This window comes from Devosia sp. Root413D1, assembly GCF_001425235.1.
Taxonomy (GTDB): domain Bacteria; phylum Pseudomonadota; class Alphaproteobacteria; order Rhizobiales; family Devosiaceae; genus Devosia_A.
Map to the genome: position 1 here is coordinate 220,859 of NZ_LMEA01000010.1, position 22,201 is coordinate 243,059.

General features: G+C 63.5%; 18 protein-coding genes and 2 tRNA genes. 12 read left to right on the forward strand and 8 right to left on the reverse strand.

Features of this window, described 5'->3' with window-relative positions; all coding sequences use genetic code 11:
* From ASC89_RS15765 to ASC89_RS15775, 3 genes are all read left to right on the forward strand, one after another.
* Positions 1-1,224, forward strand: coding sequence for a lytic murein transglycosylase (locus tag ASC89_RS15765; RefSeq protein ID WP_055999450.1), 1,224 nt, complete (start codon positions 1-3; stop codon positions 1,222-1,224).
* Positions 1,225-1,405: 181 nt separating this feature from the next.
* On the forward strand, positions 1,406-2,638 hold the full coding sequence (locus tag ASC89_RS15770) for a DUF459 domain-containing protein (protein ID WP_162247949.1): 1,233 nt from the start codon (positions 1,406-1,408) through the stop codon (positions 2,636-2,638).
* A gap of 53 nt (positions 2,639-2,691) precedes the next feature.
* The gene (locus tag ASC89_RS15775; protein ID WP_244488475.1) at positions 2,692-3,288 is read left to right on the forward strand and encodes an ankyrin repeat domain-containing protein; all 597 of its coding nucleotides are present in this window, start codon (positions 2,692-2,694) and stop codon (positions 3,286-3,288) included.
* A 167-nt stretch (positions 3,289-3,455) separates the two neighbouring features.
* On the opposite strand, the gene ASC89_RS15780 is transcribed toward ASC89_RS15775, so the two are convergent.
* Entirely contained in the window at positions 3,456-3,914 is a 459-nt protein-coding gene (locus ASC89_RS15780) for a MarR family winged helix-turn-helix transcriptional regulator (protein ID WP_055999459.1), read from the reverse strand.
* Positions 3,915-4,071: 157 nt separating this feature from the next.
* Here ASC89_RS15780 and ASC89_RS15785 point away from each other — a divergent pair, with 157 nt between their 5' ends.
* Positions 4,072-4,485 carry an organic hydroperoxide resistance protein gene (locus tag ASC89_RS15785; protein WP_055999462.1) on the forward strand — a complete coding sequence of 138 codons (414 nt, stop codon included), beginning with the start codon at positions 4,072-4,074 and terminating at the stop codon, positions 4,483-4,485.
* A 198-nt stretch (positions 4,486-4,683) separates the two neighbouring features.
* Here ASC89_RS15785 and ASC89_RS15790 read toward each other — a convergent pair whose 3' ends face one another.
* Both ASC89_RS15790 and gltB read right to left on the reverse strand, forming a co-directional pair.
* Positions 4,684-6,102 carry a glutamate synthase subunit beta gene (locus ASC89_RS15790; protein WP_055999465.1) on the reverse strand — a complete coding sequence of 473 codons (1,419 nt, stop codon included), beginning with the start codon at positions 6,100-6,102 and terminating at the stop codon, positions 4,684-4,686.
* A 5-nt stretch (positions 6,103-6,107) separates the two neighbouring features.
* On the reverse strand, positions 6,108-10,748 hold the full coding sequence (gltB, locus tag ASC89_RS15795; protein WP_244488489.1) for a glutamate synthase large subunit: 4,641 nt from the start codon (positions 10,746-10,748) through the stop codon (positions 6,108-6,110).
* Between the two features lie 679 nt (positions 10,749-11,427).
* On the opposite strand from gltB, the gene ASC89_RS28975 reads away from it, so the two are divergent.
* Positions 11,428-12,450, forward strand: coding sequence for a cupin domain-containing protein (locus ASC89_RS28975; RefSeq protein WP_244488476.1), 1,023 nt, complete (start codon positions 11,428-11,430; stop codon positions 12,448-12,450).
* A gap of 103 nt (positions 12,451-12,553) precedes the next feature.
* Entirely contained in the window at positions 12,554-13,429 is an 876-nt protein-coding gene (locus ASC89_RS15810; RefSeq protein WP_055999472.1) for a hypothetical protein, read from the forward strand.
* A gap of 385 nt (positions 13,430-13,814) precedes the next feature.
* Here ASC89_RS15810 and dps read toward each other — a convergent pair whose 3' ends face one another.
* From dps to ASC89_RS15825, 3 genes are all read right to left on the reverse strand, one after another.
* Positions 13,815-14,288 carry a DNA starvation/stationary phase protection protein Dps gene (gene dps, locus ASC89_RS15815; RefSeq protein WP_055882962.1) on the reverse strand — a complete coding sequence of 158 codons (474 nt, stop codon included), beginning with the start codon at positions 14,286-14,288 and terminating at the stop codon, positions 13,815-13,817.
* Positions 14,289-14,391: 103 nt separating this feature from the next.
* A complete protein-coding gene (locus ASC89_RS15820) occupies positions 14,392-14,766 on the reverse strand; it encodes a DUF4087 domain-containing protein (RefSeq protein WP_056000013.1) in 375 nt (124 codons plus the stop codon).
* Between the two features lie 195 nt (positions 14,767-14,961).
* The gene (locus tag ASC89_RS15825) at positions 14,962-15,417 is read right to left on the reverse strand and encodes an Hsp20 family protein (RefSeq protein WP_055882966.1); all 456 of its coding nucleotides are present in this window, start codon (positions 15,415-15,417) and stop codon (positions 14,962-14,964) included.
* 415 nt (positions 15,418-15,832) lie between these two features.
* On the opposite strand from ASC89_RS15825, the gene ASC89_RS15830 reads away from it, so the two are divergent.
* Positions 15,833-16,807: an alpha/beta fold hydrolase gene (locus ASC89_RS15830; RefSeq protein ID WP_055882968.1), complete on the forward strand. Its 975-nt coding sequence runs from the start codon at positions 15,833-15,835 to the stop codon at positions 16,805-16,807.
* A 142-nt stretch (positions 16,808-16,949) separates the two neighbouring features.
* Here the strand turns inward: ASC89_RS15830 and hisN are convergent, their stop codons facing one another.
* Positions 16,950-17,777: a histidinol-phosphatase gene (gene hisN / locus ASC89_RS15835; RefSeq protein WP_055882969.1), complete on the reverse strand. Its 828-nt coding sequence runs from the start codon at positions 17,775-17,777 to the stop codon at positions 16,950-16,952.
* 468 nt (positions 17,778-18,245) lie between these two features.
* Positions 18,246-19,142 carry an N-formylglutamate amidohydrolase gene (locus tag ASC89_RS15840; RefSeq protein WP_244488477.1) on the reverse strand — a complete coding sequence of 299 codons (897 nt, stop codon included), beginning with the start codon at positions 19,140-19,142 and terminating at the stop codon, positions 18,246-18,248.
* Positions 19,143-19,332: 190 nt separating this feature from the next.
* Between ASC89_RS15840 and cpdR the strand changes: the two genes are divergently transcribed.
* From cpdR to ASC89_RS15865, 5 genes are all read left to right on the forward strand, one after another.
* Entirely contained in the window at positions 19,333-19,695 is a 363-nt protein-coding gene (gene cpdR, locus ASC89_RS15845) for a cell cycle two-component system response regulator CpdR (protein WP_211200049.1), read from the forward strand.
* Positions 19,696-19,894: 199 nt separating this feature from the next.
* Positions 19,895-19,969, forward strand: a tRNA-Val gene (locus ASC89_RS15850).
* Positions 19,970-20,082: 113 nt separating this feature from the next.
* Positions 20,083-20,157 (forward strand) — tRNA-Val (locus tag ASC89_RS15855).
* Positions 20,158-20,579: 422 nt separating this feature from the next.
* Positions 20,580-21,275 carry an outer membrane protein gene (locus ASC89_RS15860; RefSeq protein WP_055999479.1) on the forward strand — a complete coding sequence of 232 codons (696 nt, stop codon included), beginning with the start codon at positions 20,580-20,582 and terminating at the stop codon, positions 21,273-21,275.
* Between the two features lie 234 nt (positions 21,276-21,509).
* Positions 21,510-22,175 carry an outer membrane protein gene (locus ASC89_RS15865; RefSeq protein WP_055999482.1) on the forward strand — a complete coding sequence of 222 codons (666 nt, stop codon included), beginning with the start codon at positions 21,510-21,512 and terminating at the stop codon, positions 22,173-22,175.
* Positions 22,176-22,201: the final 26 nt, after the last annotated feature.

Sequence of the window (22,201 nt, forward strand, 5' to 3'; positions counted from 1 at the left end):
ATGCAACGTCACCTCGCCTTCGTCGTCGCGTTCCTTGGTCTCATCTCGCCGGCCTTCGCTCAACCGGTCGAGAGCTTCGAGTCCTTCATCAAGAATTTTGAAGCGACGGCGGTGGCGGCGGGTGTCACCCATGACACCTACGCCAAGGCGATGTACGGGCTGAAGCCCGATGCGAATGTGCCGGCGCTGGTGACGGCGCAGCCCGAGTTCACCACGCCGCTGTGGGACTACATCGAAAAGCGCGTCACCGAGTGGCGCCTCGACAAGGGCAAGGAAGCGATCGCACAGAACCAGGCGCTGCTGACGGCGACTGGCGAGAAGTATGGCGTCGACCCCTACCTGCTGGCCTCGATCTGGGGCATCGAGACCAATTACGGCCGGGTGCTGAGCGATCCCCAGTATATCCGTCCGATCATCCCGTCCCTCGCAACGCTGGTGCATCAGCGGCGCGTTCGGCTCGAAGGCGACACGGCGGACCTGATCGCGGCATTGCTGCTGGTGCAACGCGGGCCGCTCGACGCTACGCAGTTGGTCGGCAGCTGGGCCGGTGCTATCGGGCACCTCCAGGTCAACCCGAGCAATGTCATCAAATACGGCACGGATGGCGACGGTGACGGCGCCATCGACCTGCAGAACTCTCTCGCCGACGCGCTGGCGACATCCGCTGTGTACATTGTCGGGCTCGGCTACAAGCCGGGCCTCGAGTGGGGCTTCGAGGTCGATGTGCCGGATGGATTTGATTACCTGCTGGCGACGCGCGACCAGTTGCGGCCGATCTCGTTCTTTACCGAGCTCGGGGTAAAGCGGGTCGGTGGCGCCAGCTTCAACGACAGCTCGATCCCGGTATTCCTCTACGCTCCGACCGGGGCGAAGGGGCCGAAATTTCTGATGACGAACAACTACCTGATCCTCAAGGGCTACAATTTCTCCGACAGCTACGCGATGGCGATTTCGCATCTCGAGGACAGGTTGCAGGGCCGTGGCGAGTACGTCACCGCCTGGCCGCGGGACACCAAGTTTCCCAACCTCGAGCAGCGCCGGGCGATCCAGGAGGCGCTGATCAAGCTCGGGCTCTACGAGGGCAAGCTCGACGGCCGCATCGGGCCGGTCAGCCAGGCTGCCTATGCCAAGTTCCAGGCCTCGAAGGGCGAAGTGGCGGACGGGTTCATTACGCTGCACAGCTATGAGGAGCTGGTGGCTGCTGCCGCTGCTGCTGGGCAATAACTGCGTTCTCGGCCAACCACCGCAGCTTCATCAAACTCGATGACACCGGTAGGGGCGGAGGGGTGGTAGCTCTCTCGGGACATGGCAAGCGATGCCCGCTGTTAGGGAAGCAGAGCACTCCCCGGTAGATTTATCGCGAGCGGTCTTCAATTCACCGCCGTTCGTCAGCTAAATGGCTGCCATGCAGAAGAAACCCAACCGGTTCGTGCTCTGGGTCGTCGGCGCCGTCGTGGCGGCGCTGGTGCTCACCGACATGCTGCCGATGTTCGCGCAGGCGCGCGAGGCCGAGTTCGTCGTGCCGGCGATCACCCAGCAGCTCGATGACGGGCGGATCCTTGTGGCGCAGCAGGAACAGGCGCCGCGCAAGAAGCGGCGAACGCTGATGGACCTGTTGTTCGGCGATGACGAGCAGCGGCAGGAAGAAGCCCCGGTGGTCGAAAAGCCGGTGGTGAAAAAGCAGAAGAAGGCGGCGCTGCCGCCGCCGGAAAAGCCCAAGATCGAGAAGGCGCTCGGCGCGACCCGGCTTGCCGTGTTCGGCGACTCGATGGCGACCGATGTCGGCAAGGCATTGGAGCGCTTCTATGCCGAGGACCCGAACATCTCGATCCTGACGCAGGGCGTCGGCTCGTCGAGCTTCGTCAGGCCGGATTTCTTCGACTGGCCCAAGACCATCAGTGAGCAGATTACCGGCAACGGCTTCGACATCGCGGTCATCATCATCGGCATCAACGACCGGCAGAAGATGCGCCTCAATGGCGAGGTCTATGGCTCGCTGACGCCGGAATGGACCACCGAGTATTCGGCCCGCGTCACCAATGTGGTGAAGGCGCTGCGCGCCGCCAACAAGCCGACGATCTGGATCGGGCTGCCGCCGATGGAAGCGCCGAAGTTCGGCAAGGCGATGATCCAGGTCAATGAGATCCAGCGCCTCGCGGCGTTCAGCGGGGGCGCCGAGTTTCTCGATATCTATGAGAAGTTCGCCACCGAAGAGGGCGGCTATACCGCGCGTGGGCCCGACCTCAACGGCAACCAGGTGCGCATGCGCAAGGAAGACGGCATCCACTTCTCCGCCGCCGGCGCCGACAAGCTGGCCTTCTACCTGAGCCAGAGCCTCAAGAACTACTATCGCGGCGGCGGCACGGTGGGGATCGAAGTCGCCGATCCGCTGCTCGGCACCGACGCGCAGCTGATGATGCGCCCGCCCTATCAGGGGCTGGGGCAGATGAAGCTGCTCGAAGTGGCGGGTGCTGTGATCTCGCTCACCAATACGCCGCGGCGCGCTGCCGACCTGGTGACCGCCGACATGGCCGATGCGGCAACCGTCGGGTTCGATCTGACGCAGATGATCGAGGCGCCGGTCGGTCGCGCCGATGCGTTCGGTGTCGGCAAGGTCGAGAACCCGAACCCGAAATGAAGCGCCGCGCCGTTTTTGCCGGCCTTGCCCTTATCGCAGGAGCCGTTCCCGCCATGGCCGATGACCAGGCTTTCCTCGCCGCTGCCCGTGACAATGACGCGGCGGCGCTGACGCAGTTGCTGGCGGCCGGGCAGGCGGTCGACGTGCGCGACAGCGGCGGCCGCACGGCGCTGCTGGTGGCGACGCACGCCAATGCGCTGGCGGCGGCGCAGGTGCTGATCGAGGCCGGCGCCGACGTCAATGCCAAGGACGACATCAAGGATACGCCCTACCTCTACGCCGGCGCCGAAGGGCGGACCGAGATCCTGACGCTCTTGCTGGCGGCCGGCGCCAAACTCACCGATACCAACCGCTTCGGCGGCACGCCGCTGATCCCGGCGGCCGAGAAGGGGCATCCGGAGAATGTGCGGCTGCTGCTAGCGGCGGGGGTCGACCCCAACCACGTCAACGGGCTGGGCTGGACGGCGCTGCTCGAGGCGGTGATCCTCACCGATGGTGGGTCGACCTACCAGGAGATCGTCGCCGACCTGATCAAGGGCGGCGCCGATGTGAACCTCGCCGACGGAGATGGGGTGACGCCGCTGGCCCACGCCAGGGCGCGTGGCTATGCCGAGATCGCGAGGCTGCTCGAGACGGCCGGGGCGAAGTAGGCGGTTTACGCAGTAACGTTGTACTGCCCCTCACCCCGACCCTCTCCCCGGAGGGGAGAGGGGGCGATGTGGCACTGTCGGTGCAAAGTGCGTCCCCTCTCCCCGCCGGGGAGAGGGTCAGGGTGAGGGGCAGCCCAGCGCATCTCAAATCAACCGTGAGCTGATGCTCACGCCTCACCCGCCGCGGCTATCAGGTTGTCGCGCAGGTTGGTGATGCCGCGTTGCAGGATGCGGAACTCGTCCTTGTTCAGCCCGGCCGCCTTGTAGGTGATCTTCGACAGCTCGCGGGCCTTCTCGCGCAATTGCCGGCCGGTTTCTGTGAGCCGCACGAACACCATCCGCTCATCCTCAGTGCCACGCGTCCGCGTGACGTAACCCATCGCCTCGAGCCGCTTGAGCATCGGGGTCACCGTGCTCGGCTCGAGGAACAGCTTGTCGCTCAGCCCTTTGACGGTCTGCTCGTCCTGTTCCCATAGGGCGACGATGGCGATGTATTGCGGGTAGGTGAGCCCGAGTTCCTCCAGCACGGGCTTGTAGACCCGCGAGTAGGCGAGGTTGGCCGAGTAGACGGCAAAGCACATGAAGTCGGCGAGGCCCGCTTCCTGGTCACGCTGCGGTTCGGCCATCGGAGAGCTCCGTTCGCAAAATCATTATCGCGATAACTTTTCGCTTGTACGGCTGCACGAGCTGTGACACAAGTCGCGCCGTAATGATTATCGCGATAACTAAATGGTGGTGTTGGCGCGGCCTGCCAAGCCCCGATGTGAAACGAACGGAAGAGCAATGAACCAGATTGAAAAGACCCTCTATACCGGCCGCACCCACACCAGCGGGGGCCGTGCCGGCACGGCGCGCAGCTCGGACGGCGCGCTCGACGTGGCGCTGTCGCCGCCGGGCTTCGGCAACGGCACCAATCCCGAGCAGCTGTTCGCTGCCGGCTGGTCGGCGTGCTTTCTCGGCGCGATCGGCGCGGTGGCCAGCAAGCTCAAGGTGGCGCTGCCGGCCGAGCGCACGGTGGATGCGGAAGTCGACCTGGTGATGGAAGGCGAGCAGTACGGCCTCAGGGCGCGGCTCAATATCAGCCTGCCGGGCCTCGAGCGCGAGCTCGCCGAACAGCTGGTCGCCGCGGCGCACCAGACCTGCCCCTACTCCAAGGCGACGCGCGGGAATATTCCAGTCGAGATCAACGTGGTTTGACTGAAGGAGACACGCTGCTCCAGCCCACCACTCGGTGTCATCCCTCTCGAAAGCTGGGACCCAACTCACCGTCGGCACGGGCTGATGGGTGGGTCCCAGCTTTCGCTGGGATGACATCCGGTGTGTGCGGCGAGAGACGGCCGAAGAAGAAAAAAAGGGGCGCCCGAGGCGCCCCTTCATTCGTTCCTGCGGATCGCCTTATCGCGGCAGATCGGTCTTGCCCATCAGCCACTCGTCGATCGAGCGGGCGCATTGGCGGCCTTCGCGGATGGCCCAGACGACCAGCGACTGGCCGCGGCGCATGTCGCCGCAGGCGAAGAACTTTTCGCGGCTGGTCTGGTACTTCAGCGTGTCGGCCATGACGTTCGAGCGCTTGTCGGTGGCAACACCGGCGCCCTGCACGAGGCCTTCCTGCACCGGTCCGAGGAAGCCCATAGCGAGCAGCACGAGATCGGCCTTCAGCACGAACTCGGTGCCGGGGATCGGCTGGAACTTCTCGTCGGCGCGGGCGCATTGCAGGCCGGTCACCTTGCCGTTCTCGCCGTCGAAGCGGATGGTCGCCACGGCGAAGTCACGGGTGACGCCTTCTTCCTGCGACGAGGAGATGCGGAACTTCACCGGATAGTTCGGCCAGACCAGCGCCTTGTTCTCCTTTTCGGGAGGCATGGGCATGATCTCGATCTGGGTCACCGAAGCGGCGCCCTGACGGTTCGAGGTGCCGATGCAGTCGGACCCGGTATCGCCGCCGCCGATGACGACGACGTGCTTGCCGCCGGCAAGGATCGGGGTGACGTTGTTCAGCGGCTCGCCGGTGACCCGGCGGTTCTGCTGGCCGAGGAAATCCATGGCGAAATGGATGCCGTCGAGCTCGCGGCCGGGGATTGGCAGGTCGCGCGGCTTCTCGGCGCCGCCCGACATGGCGATGGCGTCGTACCGGCCGGCGAGCTCATCGGCGGTGATATCCTTGCCGACATTGACGCCGGTATGGAGCGTTACGCCTTCGGCCACCATCTGCTCGACGCGGCGATCGATCTGCGTCTTGTCGAGCTTGAAGTTCGGGATGCCATAGCGCATCAGGCCGCCGATCTGCTCGGCCTTCTCATAGAGATGCACATCATGGCCGGCCCTGGCCAGCTGCTGGGCCGCGGACATGCCGGCCGGGCCCGAACCGATCACCGCAACCTTCTTGCCGGTCTTGTTCGGATTGATCTGCGGCTTGATCCAGCCCTCTTCCCAGCCCTTGTCGACAATGGCGCACTCGATCGACTTGATGTTGACCGGGGTGTCCGGGATGTTCAGCGTGCAGCTCGCCTCGCACGGGGCAGGGCAGATGCGGCCGGTGAACTCGGGGAAGTTGTTGGTGGAGTGAAGGTTCTTCAGCGCCTTCAGCCACTCGCCCTTGTAGACGAGATCGTTCCAATCCGGGATCTGGTTATTCACCGGGCAGCCGTTGTGGCAGTACGGAATGCCGCAATCCATGCAGCGCGCCGCCTGGTCACGGGTGCCCTTGTCGCCCAGCGGGAGGGTGAACTCGTTGTAGTTCTTCAGCCGCTCGGCGACCGGGAGGTAATCCCGGTCGACGCGATCGATTTCGAGGAAGCCAGTGATCTTGCCCATTGTTCTTACTCCGCCGCGACCTGTTGAGCGGCCTCACGGGCCTTTTCCATCCGCTGGAGCGCCTTGCGGTACTCGATCGGCATGACCTTCCTGAACTTGGGCAGGTACTCGTCCCAGTTGGAAAGGATGTGGTTGGCGCGCGACGAGCCGGTGAAGCTCTTGTGCCGCGCGATCAGCTGATAGAGCCGTTCGGCATCGCGACGCTGCAGGTCGTGCAGGATCTCGACCACGCCCATGGTCTCGAGGTCGCCGTGGTGGCCGAAGTCGCGGCCATTGAGGCGTTCCTCTTCGACGACCGGCTCGAGCTCGACCATCGACATATTGCAGCGGCTCTCGAAGCTCTCGTCCTCGTCGAGGACATAGGCCACGCCGCCGGACATGCCCGCCGCGAAGTTGCGGCCGGTCCGGCCCAGCACCACCACCACGCCGCCGGTCATGTACTCACAGCCGTGGTCGCCGGTGCCTTCGACAACGGCGATGGCGCCGGAGTTGCGGACGGCGAAGCGCTCGCCGGCCACACCGCGGAAGTAGCACTCACCGGTGATGGCGCCGTAAAGCGCGGTGTTGCCGATGATGATCGAGTCCTCGGGCACGTAGCCGCGTTCTTCCGGCGGCCGCACCACGAGGCGAGCGCCGGAAAGGCCCTTGCCCACATAGTCGTTGGCCTCGCCCACCAGATCGATGGAGATGCCGCGCGCGGCCCAGGCACCGAAGGCCTGGCCGGCCGTGCCGGTCAGCGACACCGCGATGGTGTCTTCGGCGAGGCCGGCATGGCCATAGCGCTTGGCCACCGCACCGCCGAGCATGGCGCCCGCCGAGCGATCGACGCTGGTGATGGTCTCCGTGATCTTGACCGGGGTGCCGTGGTCGAGCGCGGGCTGCGCCGCGGCGATCAGGCGACGGTCGAGAACCTTGTCGATCGGATGGTTCTGGCTTTCGGTGTGGGTGATCCCCACGCCTTCCGGCGCGAACGGCTTGTGGAAGAGCTTCGAAAAATCGAGCCCCTTGGCCTTCCAGTGGTCGATGGCCTCGGTCTTGTCGAGCATCTGCATCTGCCCGACCATTTCCTCGAACCGGGTGTAGCCCATCTCGGCCATCAGCTCGCGCACTTCCTCGGCGACGAAGAACAGGTAGTTGATGACGTGCTCGGGCTTGCCGGTGAAGCGGGCGCGCAGCACTGGATCCTGGGTGGCGACGCCAACCGGGCAGGTGTTGAGATGGCACTTGCGCATCATCACGCAGCCGGCCGCGATCAGCGGTGCGGTGGCGAGACCGAACTCGTCGGCGCCGAGCAGGGCGCCGATCACCACGTCACGGCCGGTCCGCACGCCGCCATCGACCTGTACCGCGATGCGGCTGCGCAGCCGATTGCGGACCAGCGTCTGCTGGGTCTCGGCGAGGCCGATTTCCCACGGCGAGCCGGCATGCTTCAGCGAGGTCAACGGCGAAGCGCCGGTGCCACCCTCGTAGCCGGAGATGGTGACATGGTCGGCGCGCGCCTTGGCGACGCCGGCGGCAACCGTGCCGACGCCGACTTCCGAGACGAGCTTCACCGAGACCTGGCCGGTCGGGTTGACGTTCTTCAAATCGAAGATCAGCTGCGCCAGATCCTCGATCGAGTAGATGTCGTGGTGCGGCGGCGGCGAGATCAGGCCGACGCCCGGAGTCGAGTGCCGGACCTTGGCGATGGTCTCGTTCACCTTGTCGCCGGGCAGTTGGCCGCCTTCGCCGGGCTTGGCGCCCTGGGCCATCTTGATCTGCATCATGTCGGAGTTGACCAGGTATTCCGTGGTCACGCCGAAGCGGCCCGAGGCCACCTGCTTGATGGCCGAGCGCTTGCTGTCGCCGTTCGGCATCGGCTTGAAGCGATCGACTTCCTCGCCGCCCTCGCCGGTGTTCGACTTGCCGCCGATCCGGTTCATGGCGATGGCGAGTGTGGTGTGGGCTTCGAGCGAGATCGAGCCATAGCTCATGGCGCCGGTGGAGAAGCGCTTGACGATCTCGACCGCCGGCTCGACCTGATCGAGCTCGACGGGCGCCCGGCCCTCCTCATCCGCCTTCCTGATGCGGAACAGCGAACGGATGGTGACGTACTTGTCCTCGACCTCGTTCACGAGCTTCGAGAACTCGCGGTACTTGTCGCGGGCATTGCCACGGGCGGCATGCTGCAGGCTGGCGACCGTCTCCGAGCGCCAGACATGCGCCTCGCCGCGCTGACGGAAGGCATAGTCGCCGCCGACATCGAGCACATCCTCGAGTACCGGCGAATTGCCGAAGGCATCCTGGTGCCGCAGCACGGTTTCCTCGGCGATCTCCTTGAGGCCCGCACCCTCGATGGTGGTGGCGGTGCCGGTGAAGTAGGTCGAGACGAAATCGGTCGTGAGGCCCACCGCATCGAAGATCTGCGCGCCGCAATAGGACTGGTAGGTCGAGATGCCCATCTTGGCAGTGACCTTGAGGATGCCCTTACCGATCGCCTTGATGTAGCGGTAGATGATCTCGTCCGCGTCCAGCTCGCCCGGCAGGTCACCCTGCATGGCGGCCAGCGTCTCGAACGCCAGGTAGGGGTTGATCGCCTCGGCGCCATATCCGGCGAGAGCGCAGAAATGGTGGATTTCGCGCGCTTCGCCGGTTTCGACCACGAGGCCCACCGAGGTGCGCAAACCCTTGCGGATCAGGTGGTGATGGATGCCGGCGGTCGCCAGCAGCGCCGGGATCGCCACCCGCTCGCGGTTCATCGAGCGATCGGAGAGGATGATGATGTTGTCGCCCGAGTGGACGGCCATCTCGGCATCCGAGAACAGCTGATCGAGCGCCCGCTTCATCCCCTCTGCGCCTTCGGACACCGGATAGGTGATGTCGAGCGTCTTGGAACGGAACGGGTTGTCTTCCATGCCGCCGATGGCGCGAATCTTTTCCAGATCCTCGTTGGTGAGGATCGGCTGGCGCACTTCGAGCCGCTGCCGGCTGTTGCCGCCGGTCAAATCGAGCACGTTCGGCCGCGGCCCGATGAACGAGACGAGGCTCATCACCAGCTCTTCGCGGATCGAGTCGATCGGCGGGTTGGTCACCTGCGCGAAGTTCTGCTTGAAGTAGGAGTAGAGGAGCTTGGACTTGTTCGAGAGCGCCGAGATCGGGGTGTCGGTGCCCATCGATCCCACAGCTTCCTGGCCGGTGGCGGCCATTGGCGGCAGGATCATCTTCAGATCTTCCTGCGTGTAGCCGAAGGCCTGCTGGCGATCGAGCAGCGGCACATCCGAGGTCTTGGGCTCGAAATGCACCGCCGGCAGTTCCTCGAGCACGATCTGGGTGCGCCCGAGCCACTGCTTATAGGGATGTGCGTTGGCGAGCTCGGCCTTGATCTCCTCGTCGGAGACGATACGGCCCTGCTTCAGGTCGATCAGCAGCATCTTGCCCGGCTGCAGGCGCCACTTCTTCTTGATCTTCGAAGCGGGAATCGGCAGCACGCCGGCTTCCGAGCTCATCACCACTTCATCGTCTTCGGTGACGAGATAGCGCGCCGGGCGCAGGCCGTTGCGGTCGAGCGTCGCGCCGATATGGACGCCATCCGAGAAGCACATGGCGGCGGGGCCGTCCCACGGCTCCATCAGCGCAGCGTGATACTCGTAGAAGGCGCGGCGATCCTCATCCATCAGCGGGTTGCCGGCCCAGGCTTCCGGGATCAGCATCATGGCGGCGTGCGGCAGCGAGTAGCCGCCGCGCAGCAGGAATTCGAGCGCGTTGTCGAAACACGCCGTATCAGACTGACCCGGATAGGAGATCGGCCACAGCTTGTTGATGTCGCCGCCGAACAGCGGCGACGACACCGAAGCCTGGCGGGCCGCCATCCAGTTGACGTTGCCGCGGACCGTGTTGATTTCGCCGTTGTGGCAGACGAACCGGTAGGGGTGCGCCAGTCGCCAGGACGGGAAGGTGTTGGTGGAAAAACGCTGGTGGACCAGCGCCAGTGCCGACTCGAAGTCGGGATCGTGCAGATCCCGATAATAGGCGCCGAGCTGGGCGGCGAGGAACATGCCCTTGTAGACCAGGGTGCGGCAGCTCATCGACACGATGTAGAAATCGTTCGGCTTGCCTTCGAAGGCCGAGAAGATCTTGGCCGACATCACCTTGCGGATGACGTAGAGCTTGCGCTCGAACTCTTCCTCGTCGGCAATGCCGTCGCCGCGGCCGATGATCACCTGCCGATGGCAGGGCTCGGTGGCGACGATCTCGGGGTCCTTGCTGAGCGAGGCGTTGTCGGACGGCACGTCGCGCCAGCCGATGACCGTCTGGCCCTCGTCCTCGATCACCTTGCTGACGACGCGCTCCATCTTGGCGCGCAGCTCCGCATCCTGCGGCATGAAGATGAAGCCGACGGCGTACTTGCCCTGCTCGGGCAGGTGGAAGCCGAGCCGGGCGCTCTCCTTGACGAAGAACTTGTGCGGGATCTGCACCATGATGCCGGCGCCGTCGCCCATCAATGGGTCGGCGCCCACGGCGCCGCGATGCTCGAGGTTCTCGAGGATGGCGAGACCGTTCTGCACGATCTTCTGGCTGGGCTGGTTCTTCAGGTTGACGATGAAGCCCACGCCGCAGGCGTCGACCTCGCGTGAGGGATCATAGAGACCCTCGGCCTGAGGCCGCATCACGCCTACAGGCAGATCTGTTCGATAGCCGCCATTTTTGCGAATGGCGGTTTCCGTGACGGGATGTGACATCGATCCGTTCCGTGGTTCAGCCATTTGCAAAGTCCTCTGTTTTTGCAGTCGTCTTCGAGACCAGGGCGAGTGCCCTGGTGTTCAAGTTCCTTTCGACGCGCCTTCGGCCCCCAGTCGTACCTCAGTGTACGGCTCGAATCCGAGTGCGCAATCCTTTAGTGGGGAGCGGCTCTGCATCCAAATGGCCGCTCGTACGGGCTCGATAAGGCCCCACCCCTCCGTTTCCGCTATCGACAAGCGGTCCAGCCGGATCGGCGTGTGAAACGCATCCGGGGAGACCGGCCGCTCACGAAATTGGACAGACGTGCTGTCCTATCGAGGATACATTTGCATAATTCCAAACTACGAGCAAGCGCCTGAGGACACTTTTTTGCCGTGTTGTGACTGAGCCGGCGTAGGAGATCGCAGGGAGGGAATAGGAAAACAGTAGGAGTTGACGGCCATGCGCCGCCTGAGAAAGCCGCATTTCCAGCGTTTTGGCCCTGCTGCAGCTATAGGAAATCGAACGGATGCGAACTCGGCGGTACACCTGGGCCGGAGCTGCCCCATCGACATCCAGCTGTCGGGATGTACATGTTTCACCTCGCGAAATCGCTCCGAGCCACAAATGCCACCGAGACCATCGTTCATCGTCAACATCCGGGATGGCCTCAGGCCGCTCGACCATGGCGGCTTTGCCGACATGGGGGGATTCGGCTATCCGCTCGGGGGGCTGCATGGCCTCACCCATATCGGCATCAACTATGAAGTGGCGCCGCCCGGCAGCCGTTCGTCGTTTCCGCATGCCGAAAGCCAAGAGGAGGAGTTCGTCTTCGTCCTCGGCGGCAAACCCGACGTGTGGATCGACGGCAAGCTCCATCCGCTCGAGGCCGGCGACGCCGTGGCGTTTCCCGGCGGTACTGGAATCGCCCACAGCTTCCTTAATAACAGCGACGAGGACATGCAGCTGATCATCCTCGGCGAGCACGAACTGCCGGGCAACCAGCTCTACTATCCGCTCAACCCCGAGCGCATGGCCGAATTCAGCAGCTGGAACGGCGCCTGGCTCGATGCGCCGAAACGGCCGCTCGGCCCGCATGACGGCAAGGCGCGGGCCGGCAGCCGCGACGATGGCGCAGCCCGTCCCCGTCGCCCCGGCTTTATCGCCCATTACAGCAAGGGCCTCGCGCCGTTCCCCAACCCCAAGCACACCAACCATGGCGGCCAGAGCAGCCGGATGGGGGCGGCGCTGGGAATGAAGCGCATCGGCATCAATTACGACATCGTCGCCCCCGGCAACCGCACCTCGCGTCCGCATGCCGAGAGCGAAGAGGACGAGTTCGTGCTGGTGCTTAAGGGCCGTCCGGATGTGTGGATCGACGGGCACCTGCACGAGCTCGACGAAGGCGATGCGGCGGTATTTCCCGCCGGCACCGGCATTGCCCACTCGTTCCTCAACAACAGCGACGCCGACGTGCACCTGCTGGTGGTCGGCGAGCATGCCCGTGAGGGCAATCAGCTGAACTACCCGCTGAACCCCGAGCGGATGGAGGAGTTCGCAAAAGTGGGACGGGCTTGGCTCGATGCGCCGCAGCGGGAGCTCGGGCCGCACGATGGGATGGCGCGGGCGGCGACGCGGGGGATCAGATAACACTTCGGCTTCTTCAGCCTCGAGTGCCTCGATGTCTTGCCCGAAGCAGAAATGCAACTTATCGATCTGATGATGAGTGACTTGCGTCACTGAGGAGCTAGTCGTGAGACTGTTCGATCATGATTTTGAGTACCTCGACGATGAGCACCTTCAAGACATGGTGTCCCTCCAGCGCGAGGGGGCAATTTACTCGGACCAGTGGGTCGACCACTTGGACGATTTTCGGCACGTGCGCATACCATTTACTAGCGATGAGGTGATTGAGTACGTCCGTAGTATGAAGGCTCTGGACCACTTTCTCAGCAGTGGAAAGGAGTGGGCGAGGGAGGTCCCCGAAATACCTCCCGACATAGCGTCACGGGCCGATGCTTACGGAATCCACACGGTGAACGGCGAGAGCTTTGGGCCTCCGTGGCATTGTCCCGCTGCCTTCATGGGCGTTCACCTTGAGCGCATCGTCTGTGGAATGGATCAGTCCCGACGGCAGGTAATTGAAGAGCAAGGAACGGCACTGTTCCTCAGCACAATACGTCGTGCTGCGGATGCACTAACGCCGGCCATTAGGTGCTTCGCTAACCGGGAACGAGGCCTTCAGTCGTGGCCGGTAACGCGAGAGGACGACATCCGCGACCTCCTGTATGCGATGCTCAGGGCTTCGATCTCTGACATCAGGCGCGAAGAGCCAGTACCCTCCAGAGTGGGAGCTTCAAGGGTGGCCGACCTGCACAGCGGCCTGGCCAAGACCCTCATTGAGATCAAGTGGATTGGCGCCAAGGGGAGATGGCGGCGCGTACTAGACGAGATGCTCGTAGATATCCAAACCTACGGGCGGCATCCGGACTGCGACCACCTTGTCTTTATCGTCGTTGACAGCGTGCGTGGCGTTCCAGATCCATATCTCGTCGAGTCTGACCTAACCGGTGAGCAGATCATTGATGGGAAGCCGGTTCGCGTAATCACTTATGTTAGGGGAACCTAAAGGCCATCGACCACAAAGGCTCAGCTAAAGTGGCTAGTCGGCTCGTACCCACCCGTCGTCATCTCACGCGGAAGCAGGGGATCCAACGAAGCCCTTACCGGCGGATGCACGCAGGCGCTACGCTATGGTCGCGTTGAGCCCCCAACCCACCGGCTGTCATCCCTGCGGAAGCAGGGACCCATCTATCTAACTGCGCGGGCTGTGAGTTGGGTCCCTGCTTCCGCAGGGATGACACCGAGTTTGGGGTGTCGTCCGGGGGCAAGCTCACCGATAGCGCCGCATCAGAAGTGATGAGTATCCCTTAACTTTGCGCCTATCGGCAGATGCATGGGGCTCAGCTTTCGCTGGGATCGCATCAAGGGGGACAACTCTGTGTGGCGTTCACCTACTCCAAGTGGCTCTTCAGAAACCACAGGTTCTTGTCGAGACTGCGCGAGAAGGCGGTGAAGATATCCGCCGTGTCGGCATCGCCCGCTTCGTCCGCCGCATCGATCCCCTCGCGGGTGGATTTGCTCAGCGCCGCGTAGCGTTCGACCAAGGCGGCGACGTGGTCGGGGACCTTCCTGATATCGGTGGGGTAGGGGGCGAGCTTGCTGGCTTTGCCCACTGTCTGCAGCGTGCCCAGGGCGATGCCGTCGAGCTGGGCGACGCGCTCGGCGATGATGTCGACATGCTCATCGACGTCGTCGCGCAACTGGTCGAGCAGCTCATGTACGGCGATGAAGGTGGGGCCTTTGAGGTTCCAGTGCGCCTGCTTGGTGACCAGCGCCAGATCGATGGCGTCGGCGAGGCGGGCATTCAACAGGTCGATCATTTCGGCCTTGGTGTTGGACTTGAGGCCGATTTCGGGGGATTTCATCTTGGGGAACCTGTGACGCGTTGCAGGGACGCCGTGAGAACGGCGTGGGTGCGTCGGAGGTTCCTCAAAGCCAGCGTGGATGTCTTGAACGAAGCGCGCGCGATCAGTCGGGGCTGGGCAGTGATTTGTCGGCCTTGCAGACGCTGAGTGGCTTGATCTCGCCCGAGAAGACCCGGGTGATGCGCTCCTCCGCCTTGTCGACGGTGACGCTCATGCAGGCGCAGCCATAGCCGTAGCCGCTGCCCGGGTTGTTGGTCTCGACGAACTGCTTGTCATCGAAATCCGGGGTGTTCTCGACGCCCTCGGCATCGGGGCCGGTCGCCTCTGCCTGCGAGGTAATGGTCCAGGTGGCGTCCTTATCCATCAGCCAGAGGTTGCCCGGCGTGGGGTTCATGTACCAGCCGCAGCGGGTTTCGGCGGCGAGAGCTGGTGAGGCAGCAATCAAGAACACAGCAACGATGATGGCCAGGCGATGCATGGTGACGCTCCTCGAGAAGATGAGGCCGAACACCATCAGTTCTGTTGCCCGCGGGCAAGGCCTCGTTGCTGGCAAAAGTGTGTATTGTACAAACAACAAGGGCGCAGTTCTTCACGAACCACGCCCTCATTTCCATTCACCTGGCGAACAGACCGCCTGGTTGTGCCAGGTCGTTCGTGACCGGATCAGACCGGATTAGTTGACCGTCTGGTCCTCGATGGTCTTGGTCGAGGCGCTGATCGGAATCTGGCGAGCCTTCTTGCTCTCCGGAATCTCGCGCTTCAGCTCGATATGGAGCAGGCCGTTCTCGAGGTTGGCGCCGGCGACTTCAACGTAGTCGGCGAGCTGGAATCTGAGCTCGAAAGCGCGCTCGGCAATGCCGCGGTGCAGGAACTCGCGAGACTTGTCCTCGCTCTCCTGGGCCTTGGCGCCCTTTACGACCAGGTTGTTCTCCTTGCTCTCAATGGCGATGTCGCCATCGGCAAAGCCGGCGACAGCAATCGAGATGCGGTAGGCGTTCTCGCCGGTCTTCTCGATATTGTAGGGAGGATAGGATTTCGCCTCCTGACCCACGAGGGCATCGAGACGATTGAAGACGCGGTCGAAACCGACGGTCGAACGGTAGAAGGGGGAAAAATCGTAGCTAGCCATGATCACATTCTCCTTTGAGCAACGTGGCTTGTGTTCGGGTGTCCCACGCGCGCTCCCCAATTGGGCAAGCAGGCATTCCCGGGTTCCCGATCCCCGGGAGTTCCCGGCGGACAGCATTGATTTAGGGAGCATCGGCCAGGGTTCAAGACCCCGGTTCAGGTCGATGAACCGAAGATGAATGTGGCGATCAAAGGCGGTTCAGGCAGCGGCTCCTATAAGCGGGACTGTGCTTACTGTCTGCTGCAGGGCACACCGAATGAGCCGCCTTCACCCGCCCCCCGCAAGGCGGCCATCACAGGAAAGCCAGTGTCTCAACCGAGGCGCTGGCTTTTCGGTTTTCCGGGCTTGGGCATCACCCATCATTCCCGCCGGCCCGGGAATCCAGTATGCACAGGGTTATCGTCCGGAGCAGCGCATGAACGCCATCGTCGACCCCAATGGGCCAACCCTTGCGGTGGTGCCGTCCAACCCGGTGCCGGAGGGCGCGCGGGTCGGCTACTTCACTACGCCCGACAAGGTACAGCTGCGCTATGCCACCTTCCCCAAGGGGCAGGGCGCGGCCAAGGGCACGATCTGCCTGGTCCAGGGGCGCACCGAGTTCATCGAGAAATATTTCGAGACCATCGCCGACTTCCAGTCGCGCGGTTTCGCCGTCGCCACCTTCGATTGGCGCGGGCAGGGTGGCAGCCAGCGGCTGATCGGCAACAAGCGGCTCGGCTATGTCAGGCGCTTCGACGATTACTGGGAAGACCTCAAGGCCTTCCATGGCTCGATCCTGTTGCCCGATTGCCCCGCGCCCTATTACCTCGTCGGCCATTCGATGGGTGGGCTCGCCTCGCTCTATGCCGGTATCCGAGACCGCATGATGTTCGAGCGGATCTTTGTGTCGGCGCCGATGGTGGGGCTCGATCGCCAGCCGCTCAGCATGGCCGGCATGGCGCGGCTTTGCGGCACGCTCTCAAATCTCGGGCTGGCCCGACTGCCGATCGGGCGGCGTGGCGACAAGGCGCAGACCGAACAGAGCTTTGCCGGCAACCCGCTGACCTCCGATCTCGCGCGCTTCAACCGCTCGGTGGAGGTGCTGAAGGCCCGCCCCGAACTGGAGCTCGGCGCCCCGACCTTCCGCTGGGCCGCCTCCGCTTTCGAGGCGATGGCCGGCGCCGCGACCGACCAGTTCCCCGGCGCCGTCCGCATCCCGGTGCTGATGCTGGCGGCGGCGCGCGACGAGATCGTCTCGACCGCGGCCATCGAGACGCTGGGTTTGAGGATGCGCACCGGCCGCCACGTGGTGATCCCCGGGGCCCGGCACGAGATGTTCGTCGAGAACGACGCCATCCGCGCCCAGGTGTTCGCGGCGTTCGACGCGTTTATTACGGAACAGAGCGCCTGACGTCTGGTGGCCACTGCCCACTCCCCCACTCGATGTCATCCCTGCGAAAGCTGGGACCCATCCAACGCTTGGCGCAAGAGGTGAGTTGGGTCCCTGCTTTCGCAGGGATGACAACCGTGGTTGGGGTTAGCTGGAAGGCCCATTACCCCCTGAGCGCTGCCATGGCCGCTGCGTGCAGCTCAGGCGTCGCCGCGGCGACGCAGTTGCCGCCTTGTTCGGCCGGGCCGCCGTCCCAGGTGGTGATGACGCCGCCGGCATTCTCGATCAGCGGGATCAGTGGGCAGATATCGACATTCTTCAACCCGGCCTCGACCACCAGATCGATGTGGCCGGCCGACATCAGGGCATAGCCATAGCAATCGAGCCCGTAGCGGGTGGTCAGCACCTGCGAGCTGATGGCGTCCCATTGCCGCGTAAGGTCCCGTCCCGGACGCAGGAAGAGGTCGGGCGAGGTGGTGGTCAGCTTGGCTTTCGACAGTTCGGTCACCGTGCTGGTTCTAAGCGGCAGATGCTGATCACCGCGATAGTAGCCAGCCTCGCCGGGCAGGCTCAGGTAGATTTCGCCGGTGAACGGCTGCGCCATCAGGCCGGCGACCGCACGTCCTTTTAAGGTGAGCCCGACCAGCGTACCCCATACGGGTACTCCGGTGATAAAGGCGCGGGTGCCGTCAATCGGGTCGATGATCCACGAAAAGGGAGCTGAGCCGGGCTTGTCGTCCCATTCTTCGCCAACGATGGCGTGGTCTGGAAAACGCGCACCGATCAACTCGCGGATGACGCGTTCGGCCTCGCGGTCGGCCTCCGTGACCGGATCGAACCCTACGGCCCACTTGTTGTCCACGGCGATGCCTTGACGGAAGCGGGGCAAGGTGATGCTCGCGGCGATTTCGGCGGCATCGAGCAAGGTGCGGCGCACCAGGTCGGCGGTAAGGCCGCCGAGACGGTCCGCGCCAAGAGATGTATCTTCCATGTCAGCCTTCCCGGCGCGATTTTGTGAGTTGGTCCAGTGTTCTAGCCGCCGATCTCAGTCGACATGCGCGAATAGTTTGTGACGATCGTGATTCATTTTTGCAACAACGGCGCAAGTTTATCTGTTGAAGACTTCCGGCCGCCTTGTGGAGGGGCGCAAATCAGTTCACGCCAGTAACTGCATGATGGATGGGCGGCTCTTGAGCCTCTTGCCTCGACTTAGGCAACGCACTCTGGCCGTCATCGTTTCCTCCCTTGACTGGGCCGCTCCGGCGGCCCGATTTTTTGCTTCGAACGTTCGGGGCCATGCACCAGCCGTACCAAAAACTCGATGTCATCCCAGCGAAAGCTGGGACCTAACGCGCCGCTTGCGCCAGCCTGGCGGACGAGGGCGAAGCCCTCACCGCGGAGATGAATTCCAGCTTTCGCTGGGATGACATCGGGATGGGGCATCCACGTTGCCCACCCTTCACTCCGCCGCGTATTTCTCCTGCACCGGGGTGGGTGGCGCGAGCATGGCGAAATCGAGCCCCACCAGCGTCGCGACCAGCCGATCCACCAGTTGCCGCATGGCGCCGAAGCCGGCGTTTTTCTCGAGCGTCACCTCGTTCATATAGAGGTGGCGGCTGAGCTCGATCTGCAGGGCATGCACGCCGTGCTGCGGTCGGCCGTAGGTGCGGGTACAGAAACCGCCGGCATAGGGGCGGTTGCGCGCCACCCGCAGCCCGGCGCCGGCAAACACCATCTCGGCGAGGTCGGCGAGAATCGGGGCGCAGGTGGTGCCGTAGCGATCGCCCAGCACCACGTCGGGGCCGAGCCGGTCGCCGCTGCGCGACAGCCGCGGCATCGAGTGGCAGTCGATCAGCACTGCCACGCCGAAGGCGCCATAGGCCTCGGTCAGCAGCCGCTGCATGGTGGCGTGGTAAGGCTGGTAGATGCCCTCGATGCGCATGCGCGCGTCGTCGAGCGTCAGCCGCTCCTTATAGATCGGCTTGTTCTCGGCCACGACGCGCGCCAGCGTGCCGAGCCCGGCGGCGACACGCGGGCTGGTGGTGTTGAAGCGTTCGGAGAGCGGCTCGACGAACATGGTGGGGTCGAGTTCCCACGGCTCGCGATTCACATCGAGATAGGCGCGCGGAAAATGCGCCCGGATCAGCGGCGCACCCAGGTGCGGCGCCCGCTGGAACAACTCGTCGACAAAGGCATCCTCGGACTGACGGATCGACAGGTGGTCGAGCCGGGTCATCGCAAGGAAGCGCTCGGGGTAGTCGCGGCCGGAATGTGCGGAATTGAACACCAGTGGCGCCATCACCCGGCGGGGCCGGATGGTTTCGAATGCTGGCCTGTCCCAATAGTCGGACTGCACCGGGTCTCCCTTCAGCGCCGAAGCGCTGCCTTATTGCCGTACTTTGCCGCGCGCGTTGCCGAATGTCCATAAGTCCGAAGGCAGCATGTTCACACTTGCCGCGTATGGGTTCTCGATCGAGAAAACTTGCATTAAACATCACCCATTAGAGTTCCGCGGCAGAACGCCGTCGATGGGGCGCCAAGAGGACATGATGAAGCGCATTCTGCTCGCCGAAGACGATAACGACATGCGCCAGTTTCTCACCCGCGCGTTGAAGACCGCCGGCTACGAGGTGGTCTCGTTCGACAACGGCAGGTCGGCGTACGAGCGACTGCGCGAAGAGCCGTTCTCGCTGCTCTTGAGCGACATCGTGATGCCGGAGATGGACGGGATCGAACTGGCGCGCCGCGCCACCGAGCTCGATCCGGATCTCAAGGTGATGTTCATCACCGGGTTTGCCGCCGTGGCGCTCAACCCCGACTCGGAAGCCCCCAAGGATGCGTCGGTGCTGTCGAAGCCCTTCCACCTCAAGGATCTGGTGCACGAGGTCGAGCGGCTGCTGGCGGCCTGATCCCGCGGCGATGCGTTGCATCGCGTATCGCATCGCGGGCGATGCGCGTTCGAGCGGAAGCGCGGAGCGATTCCACTCACCGCCCCCCGTCTTTCTAACAGTTTCCCCAGCCCGGAATTCACGCTTGACCCGCAAGCGGGTTTTATGGTCTACCGCGCTCGCAACGACGGGCGGTGCCCGACGTGACAAGCGATGTGATGGGTGTATAGCTCAGCGGGAGAGCACTACCTTGACATGGTAGGGGTCACAGGTTCAATCCCTGTTACACCCACCATCCCTCGCTTGAAGGACTCCCGAAGTCCTTGAATATGCCGATGAAATCGGCGCCGCAGTTTGGTCGCGACGGACGACGGTCTTAACAGACCTGAGGTCGCAACCCGAACGGATGGGTGTGTAGCTCAGCGGGAGAGCATCGCCTTCACACGGCGGGGGTCACAGGTTCAATCCCTGTCACACCCACCATCCAACAAGCCCCTGGCGCCGATCGGCTGCCGGGGGTTTTGCTTTTCAGCCTCCCTCCCGGGACGTTCAAGCCTGAATCAGTCGCAAGCCGGAATCAGTCGGTGCCCGGCGATCGTTTGTTGATCGCCGCCGCATGAACAGATTCGGCTCACCGGATAGAGTCGTTGGCGTTTCGAATGCAGTTGTCTTGGCTTTGCCACAAAATTCCGGCGCCCCGCATGGCGGGGTATGCCGCTACGTGGAAATCGGTATATGGCGCTGCTAACATTATGGTATATCAAGAGAAAGTTCTTGCGAGAAGTCACCTGGGAGCCGATGCAAGGCTGCAACACTTGCTTCAAGACTCTCAATTGTCGCCCTTGAGGGGCTCGATTCCTGCCACATTCCGTGTGAGGGTATGTTGGACCTATTGGAGGGCAACCATGAAGCACATCACAACTATTCTGCTGGCCACCGTGGCCGCTGCTGGTCTGATGTCCTCGGCCTACGCCGCGGATCTGATCATTGAAGAGCCGGTTGAAGTCGGCGTCGTGGACGTCAGCGGCAGCTGGGACGGCGCATTTATCGGTGCGTTCATCGGCGCCGGCTGGGGCACTGCGGACCACACTGCGGCTGGTGGCGTCGGCCCCGTGCCGGTTGGCGGCAACGATATTGATCTGAGCGGCTGGCTGCTCGGTGTTGACGCTGGCTTCAACGCCACCGTTGGTTCGGGCCTCGTGATCGGTGTCGTCGGTGACATCGCGTGGGCGGACATCAGCGGTGAAATCGAAGGCGGCGCTTTTGATGGCACCACTCACACGATCGACTGGATGGGCTCGCTGCGTGGCCGTATCGGCTTCGACGGTGGCGCCTTCCTGCCGTACCTCACGGGCGGTCTCGCGGTCGCCCATGCTGAACGCTTCTCGCCACTGTTCGGTGGTATCGAGGCCGACGCGACACACATTGGCTGGACCGTCGGCGCTGGTGTCGAGTTTGCCGTTAGCGAAGAGCTGTCGATCGATCTGCTCTACCGCTATAGCGACTACGGCGCGCAGACCTATGACTTCTCGGCCGGTACCGATCCTGAGATCGATCTGACCGCTCACACCATTCAGGCCGGTCTGCACTGGAACTTCTAAGCCAGTCTGACTGCTGAAAGTTCAGGACCCCGCCCGGCGCGAGCCGCGGCGGGGTCTCTTTTTCCCCGAAAATTCCTCAGTTGTGCCTTGAAATCGCCATGCCGGAAACAGGTGTGGCGCGAATGGCACGACTCTCTTCTGGAGGCGCAGCGCGTGAACAGTTTGTTAGCACGTGAGGTCGCTTTTGCCCGCGACAGGGGCTACGTGAGGGCCCTCTCTCTAGGAGTTGACTAAATGAATCGTTTTGCAATCGCTCTGCTGGCCGGTGTGGCTGGCGTCTCCGTGATGTCCTCGGCCTTCGCCGCTGATCTCATCATCTCCGAGCCCGCTCCGGCGGTCGGCATCGTGTCGACCACCGGCAACTGGGACGGCGTGTTCATCGGCGCCTTCGCCGGCGCTGGCTGGGGCACCGTCACCGACGAGGACAACTATTTCCTCAATGGTATCGACGCCGAGACCGATCTTACGGGCTGGCAGCTGGGCGTGAACGCCGGCGCCAACTTCACCGTTTCGGAAGCCATCGTTGCCGGTATCGTCGGCGACATCGCCTGGACGGACCTCAATGGCGACGTCGATGCGGACAGCTCGTACAGCGTCGACTGGGCCGGTTCTATCCGTGGTCGTCTCGGCTTTGATGGTGGCGCCTTCCTGCCGTACGTGACCGCCGGTGTGGCTTTTGCCAATACCACGGTGACGGACGCCGCGTTTGAAGACACCCAGGTCCACGTCGGTTGGACCGTTGGTGCCGGTGTTGAGTTCGCCGTCGCCGACAACGTGTCGCTCGACCTGCAGTACCGCTACACCGACTATGGTTCGAAGGACTATGATCTGGGCGCCGTCGATCAGTCGTTCGGCCTGACCTCGCATGCGGTCACCGCCGGCGTGAACTTCCGCTTCTGATTTCCGCCTTCGGCCTCGAGCCGAAC

Bases quoted from the DNA above. Each gene is read 5' to 3' on its own strand.
- ASC89_RS15765 (WP_055999450.1), top strand. From the start codon at position 1: ATGCAACGTCACCTCGCCTTCGTCGTCGCGTTCCTTGGTCTCATCTCG.
- ASC89_RS15770 (WP_162247949.1), top strand. From the start codon at position 1,406: ATGCAGAAGAAACCCAACCGGTTCGTGCTCTGGGTCGTCGGCGCCGTC.
- ASC89_RS15775 (WP_244488475.1), top strand. From the start codon at position 2,692: ATGGCCGATGACCAGGCTTTCCTCGCCGCTGCCCGTGACAATGACGCG.
- ASC89_RS15780 (WP_055999459.1), bottom strand. From the start codon at position 3,914: ATGGCCGAACCGCAGCGTGACCAGGAAGCGGGCCTCGCCGACTTCATG.
- ASC89_RS15785 (WP_055999462.1), top strand. From the start codon at position 4,072: ATGAACCAGATTGAAAAGACCCTCTATACCGGCCGCACCCACACCAGC.
- ASC89_RS15790 (WP_055999465.1), bottom strand. From the start codon at position 6,102: ATGGGCAAGATCACTGGCTTCCTCGAAATCGATCGCGTCGACCGGGAT.
- gltB (WP_244488489.1), bottom strand. From the start codon at position 10,748: ATGCGGCCTCAGGCCGAGGGTCTCTATGATCCCTCACGCGAGGTCGAC.
- ASC89_RS28975 (WP_244488476.1), top strand. From the start codon at position 11,428: ATGCCACCGAGACCATCGTTCATCGTCAACATCCGGGATGGCCTCAGG.
- dps (WP_055882962.1), bottom strand. From the start codon at position 14,288: ATGAAATCCCCCGAAATCGGCCTCAAGTCCAACACCAAGGCCGAAATG.
- ASC89_RS15820 (WP_056000013.1), bottom strand. From the start codon at position 14,766: ATGCATCGCCTGGCCATCATCGTTGCTGTGTTCTTGATTGCTGCCTCA.
- ASC89_RS15825 (WP_055882966.1), bottom strand. From the start codon at position 15,417: ATGGCTAGCTACGATTTTTCCCCCTTCTACCGTTCGACCGTCGGTTTC.
- ASC89_RS15830 (WP_055882968.1), top strand. From the start codon at position 15,833: ATGAACGCCATCGTCGACCCCAATGGGCCAACCCTTGCGGTGGTGCCG.
- hisN (WP_055882969.1), bottom strand. From the start codon at position 17,777: ATGGAAGATACATCTCTTGGCGCGGACCGTCTCGGCGGCCTTACCGCC.
- cpdR (WP_211200049.1), top strand. From the start codon at position 19,333: ATGATGAAGCGCATTCTGCTCGCCGAAGACGATAACGACATGCGCCAG.
- ASC89_RS15860 (WP_055999479.1), top strand. From the start codon at position 20,580: ATGAAGCACATCACAACTATTCTGCTGGCCACCGTGGCCGCTGCTGGT.
- ASC89_RS15865 (WP_055999482.1), top strand. From the start codon at position 21,510: ATGAATCGTTTTGCAATCGCTCTGCTGGCCGGTGTGGCTGGCGTCTCC.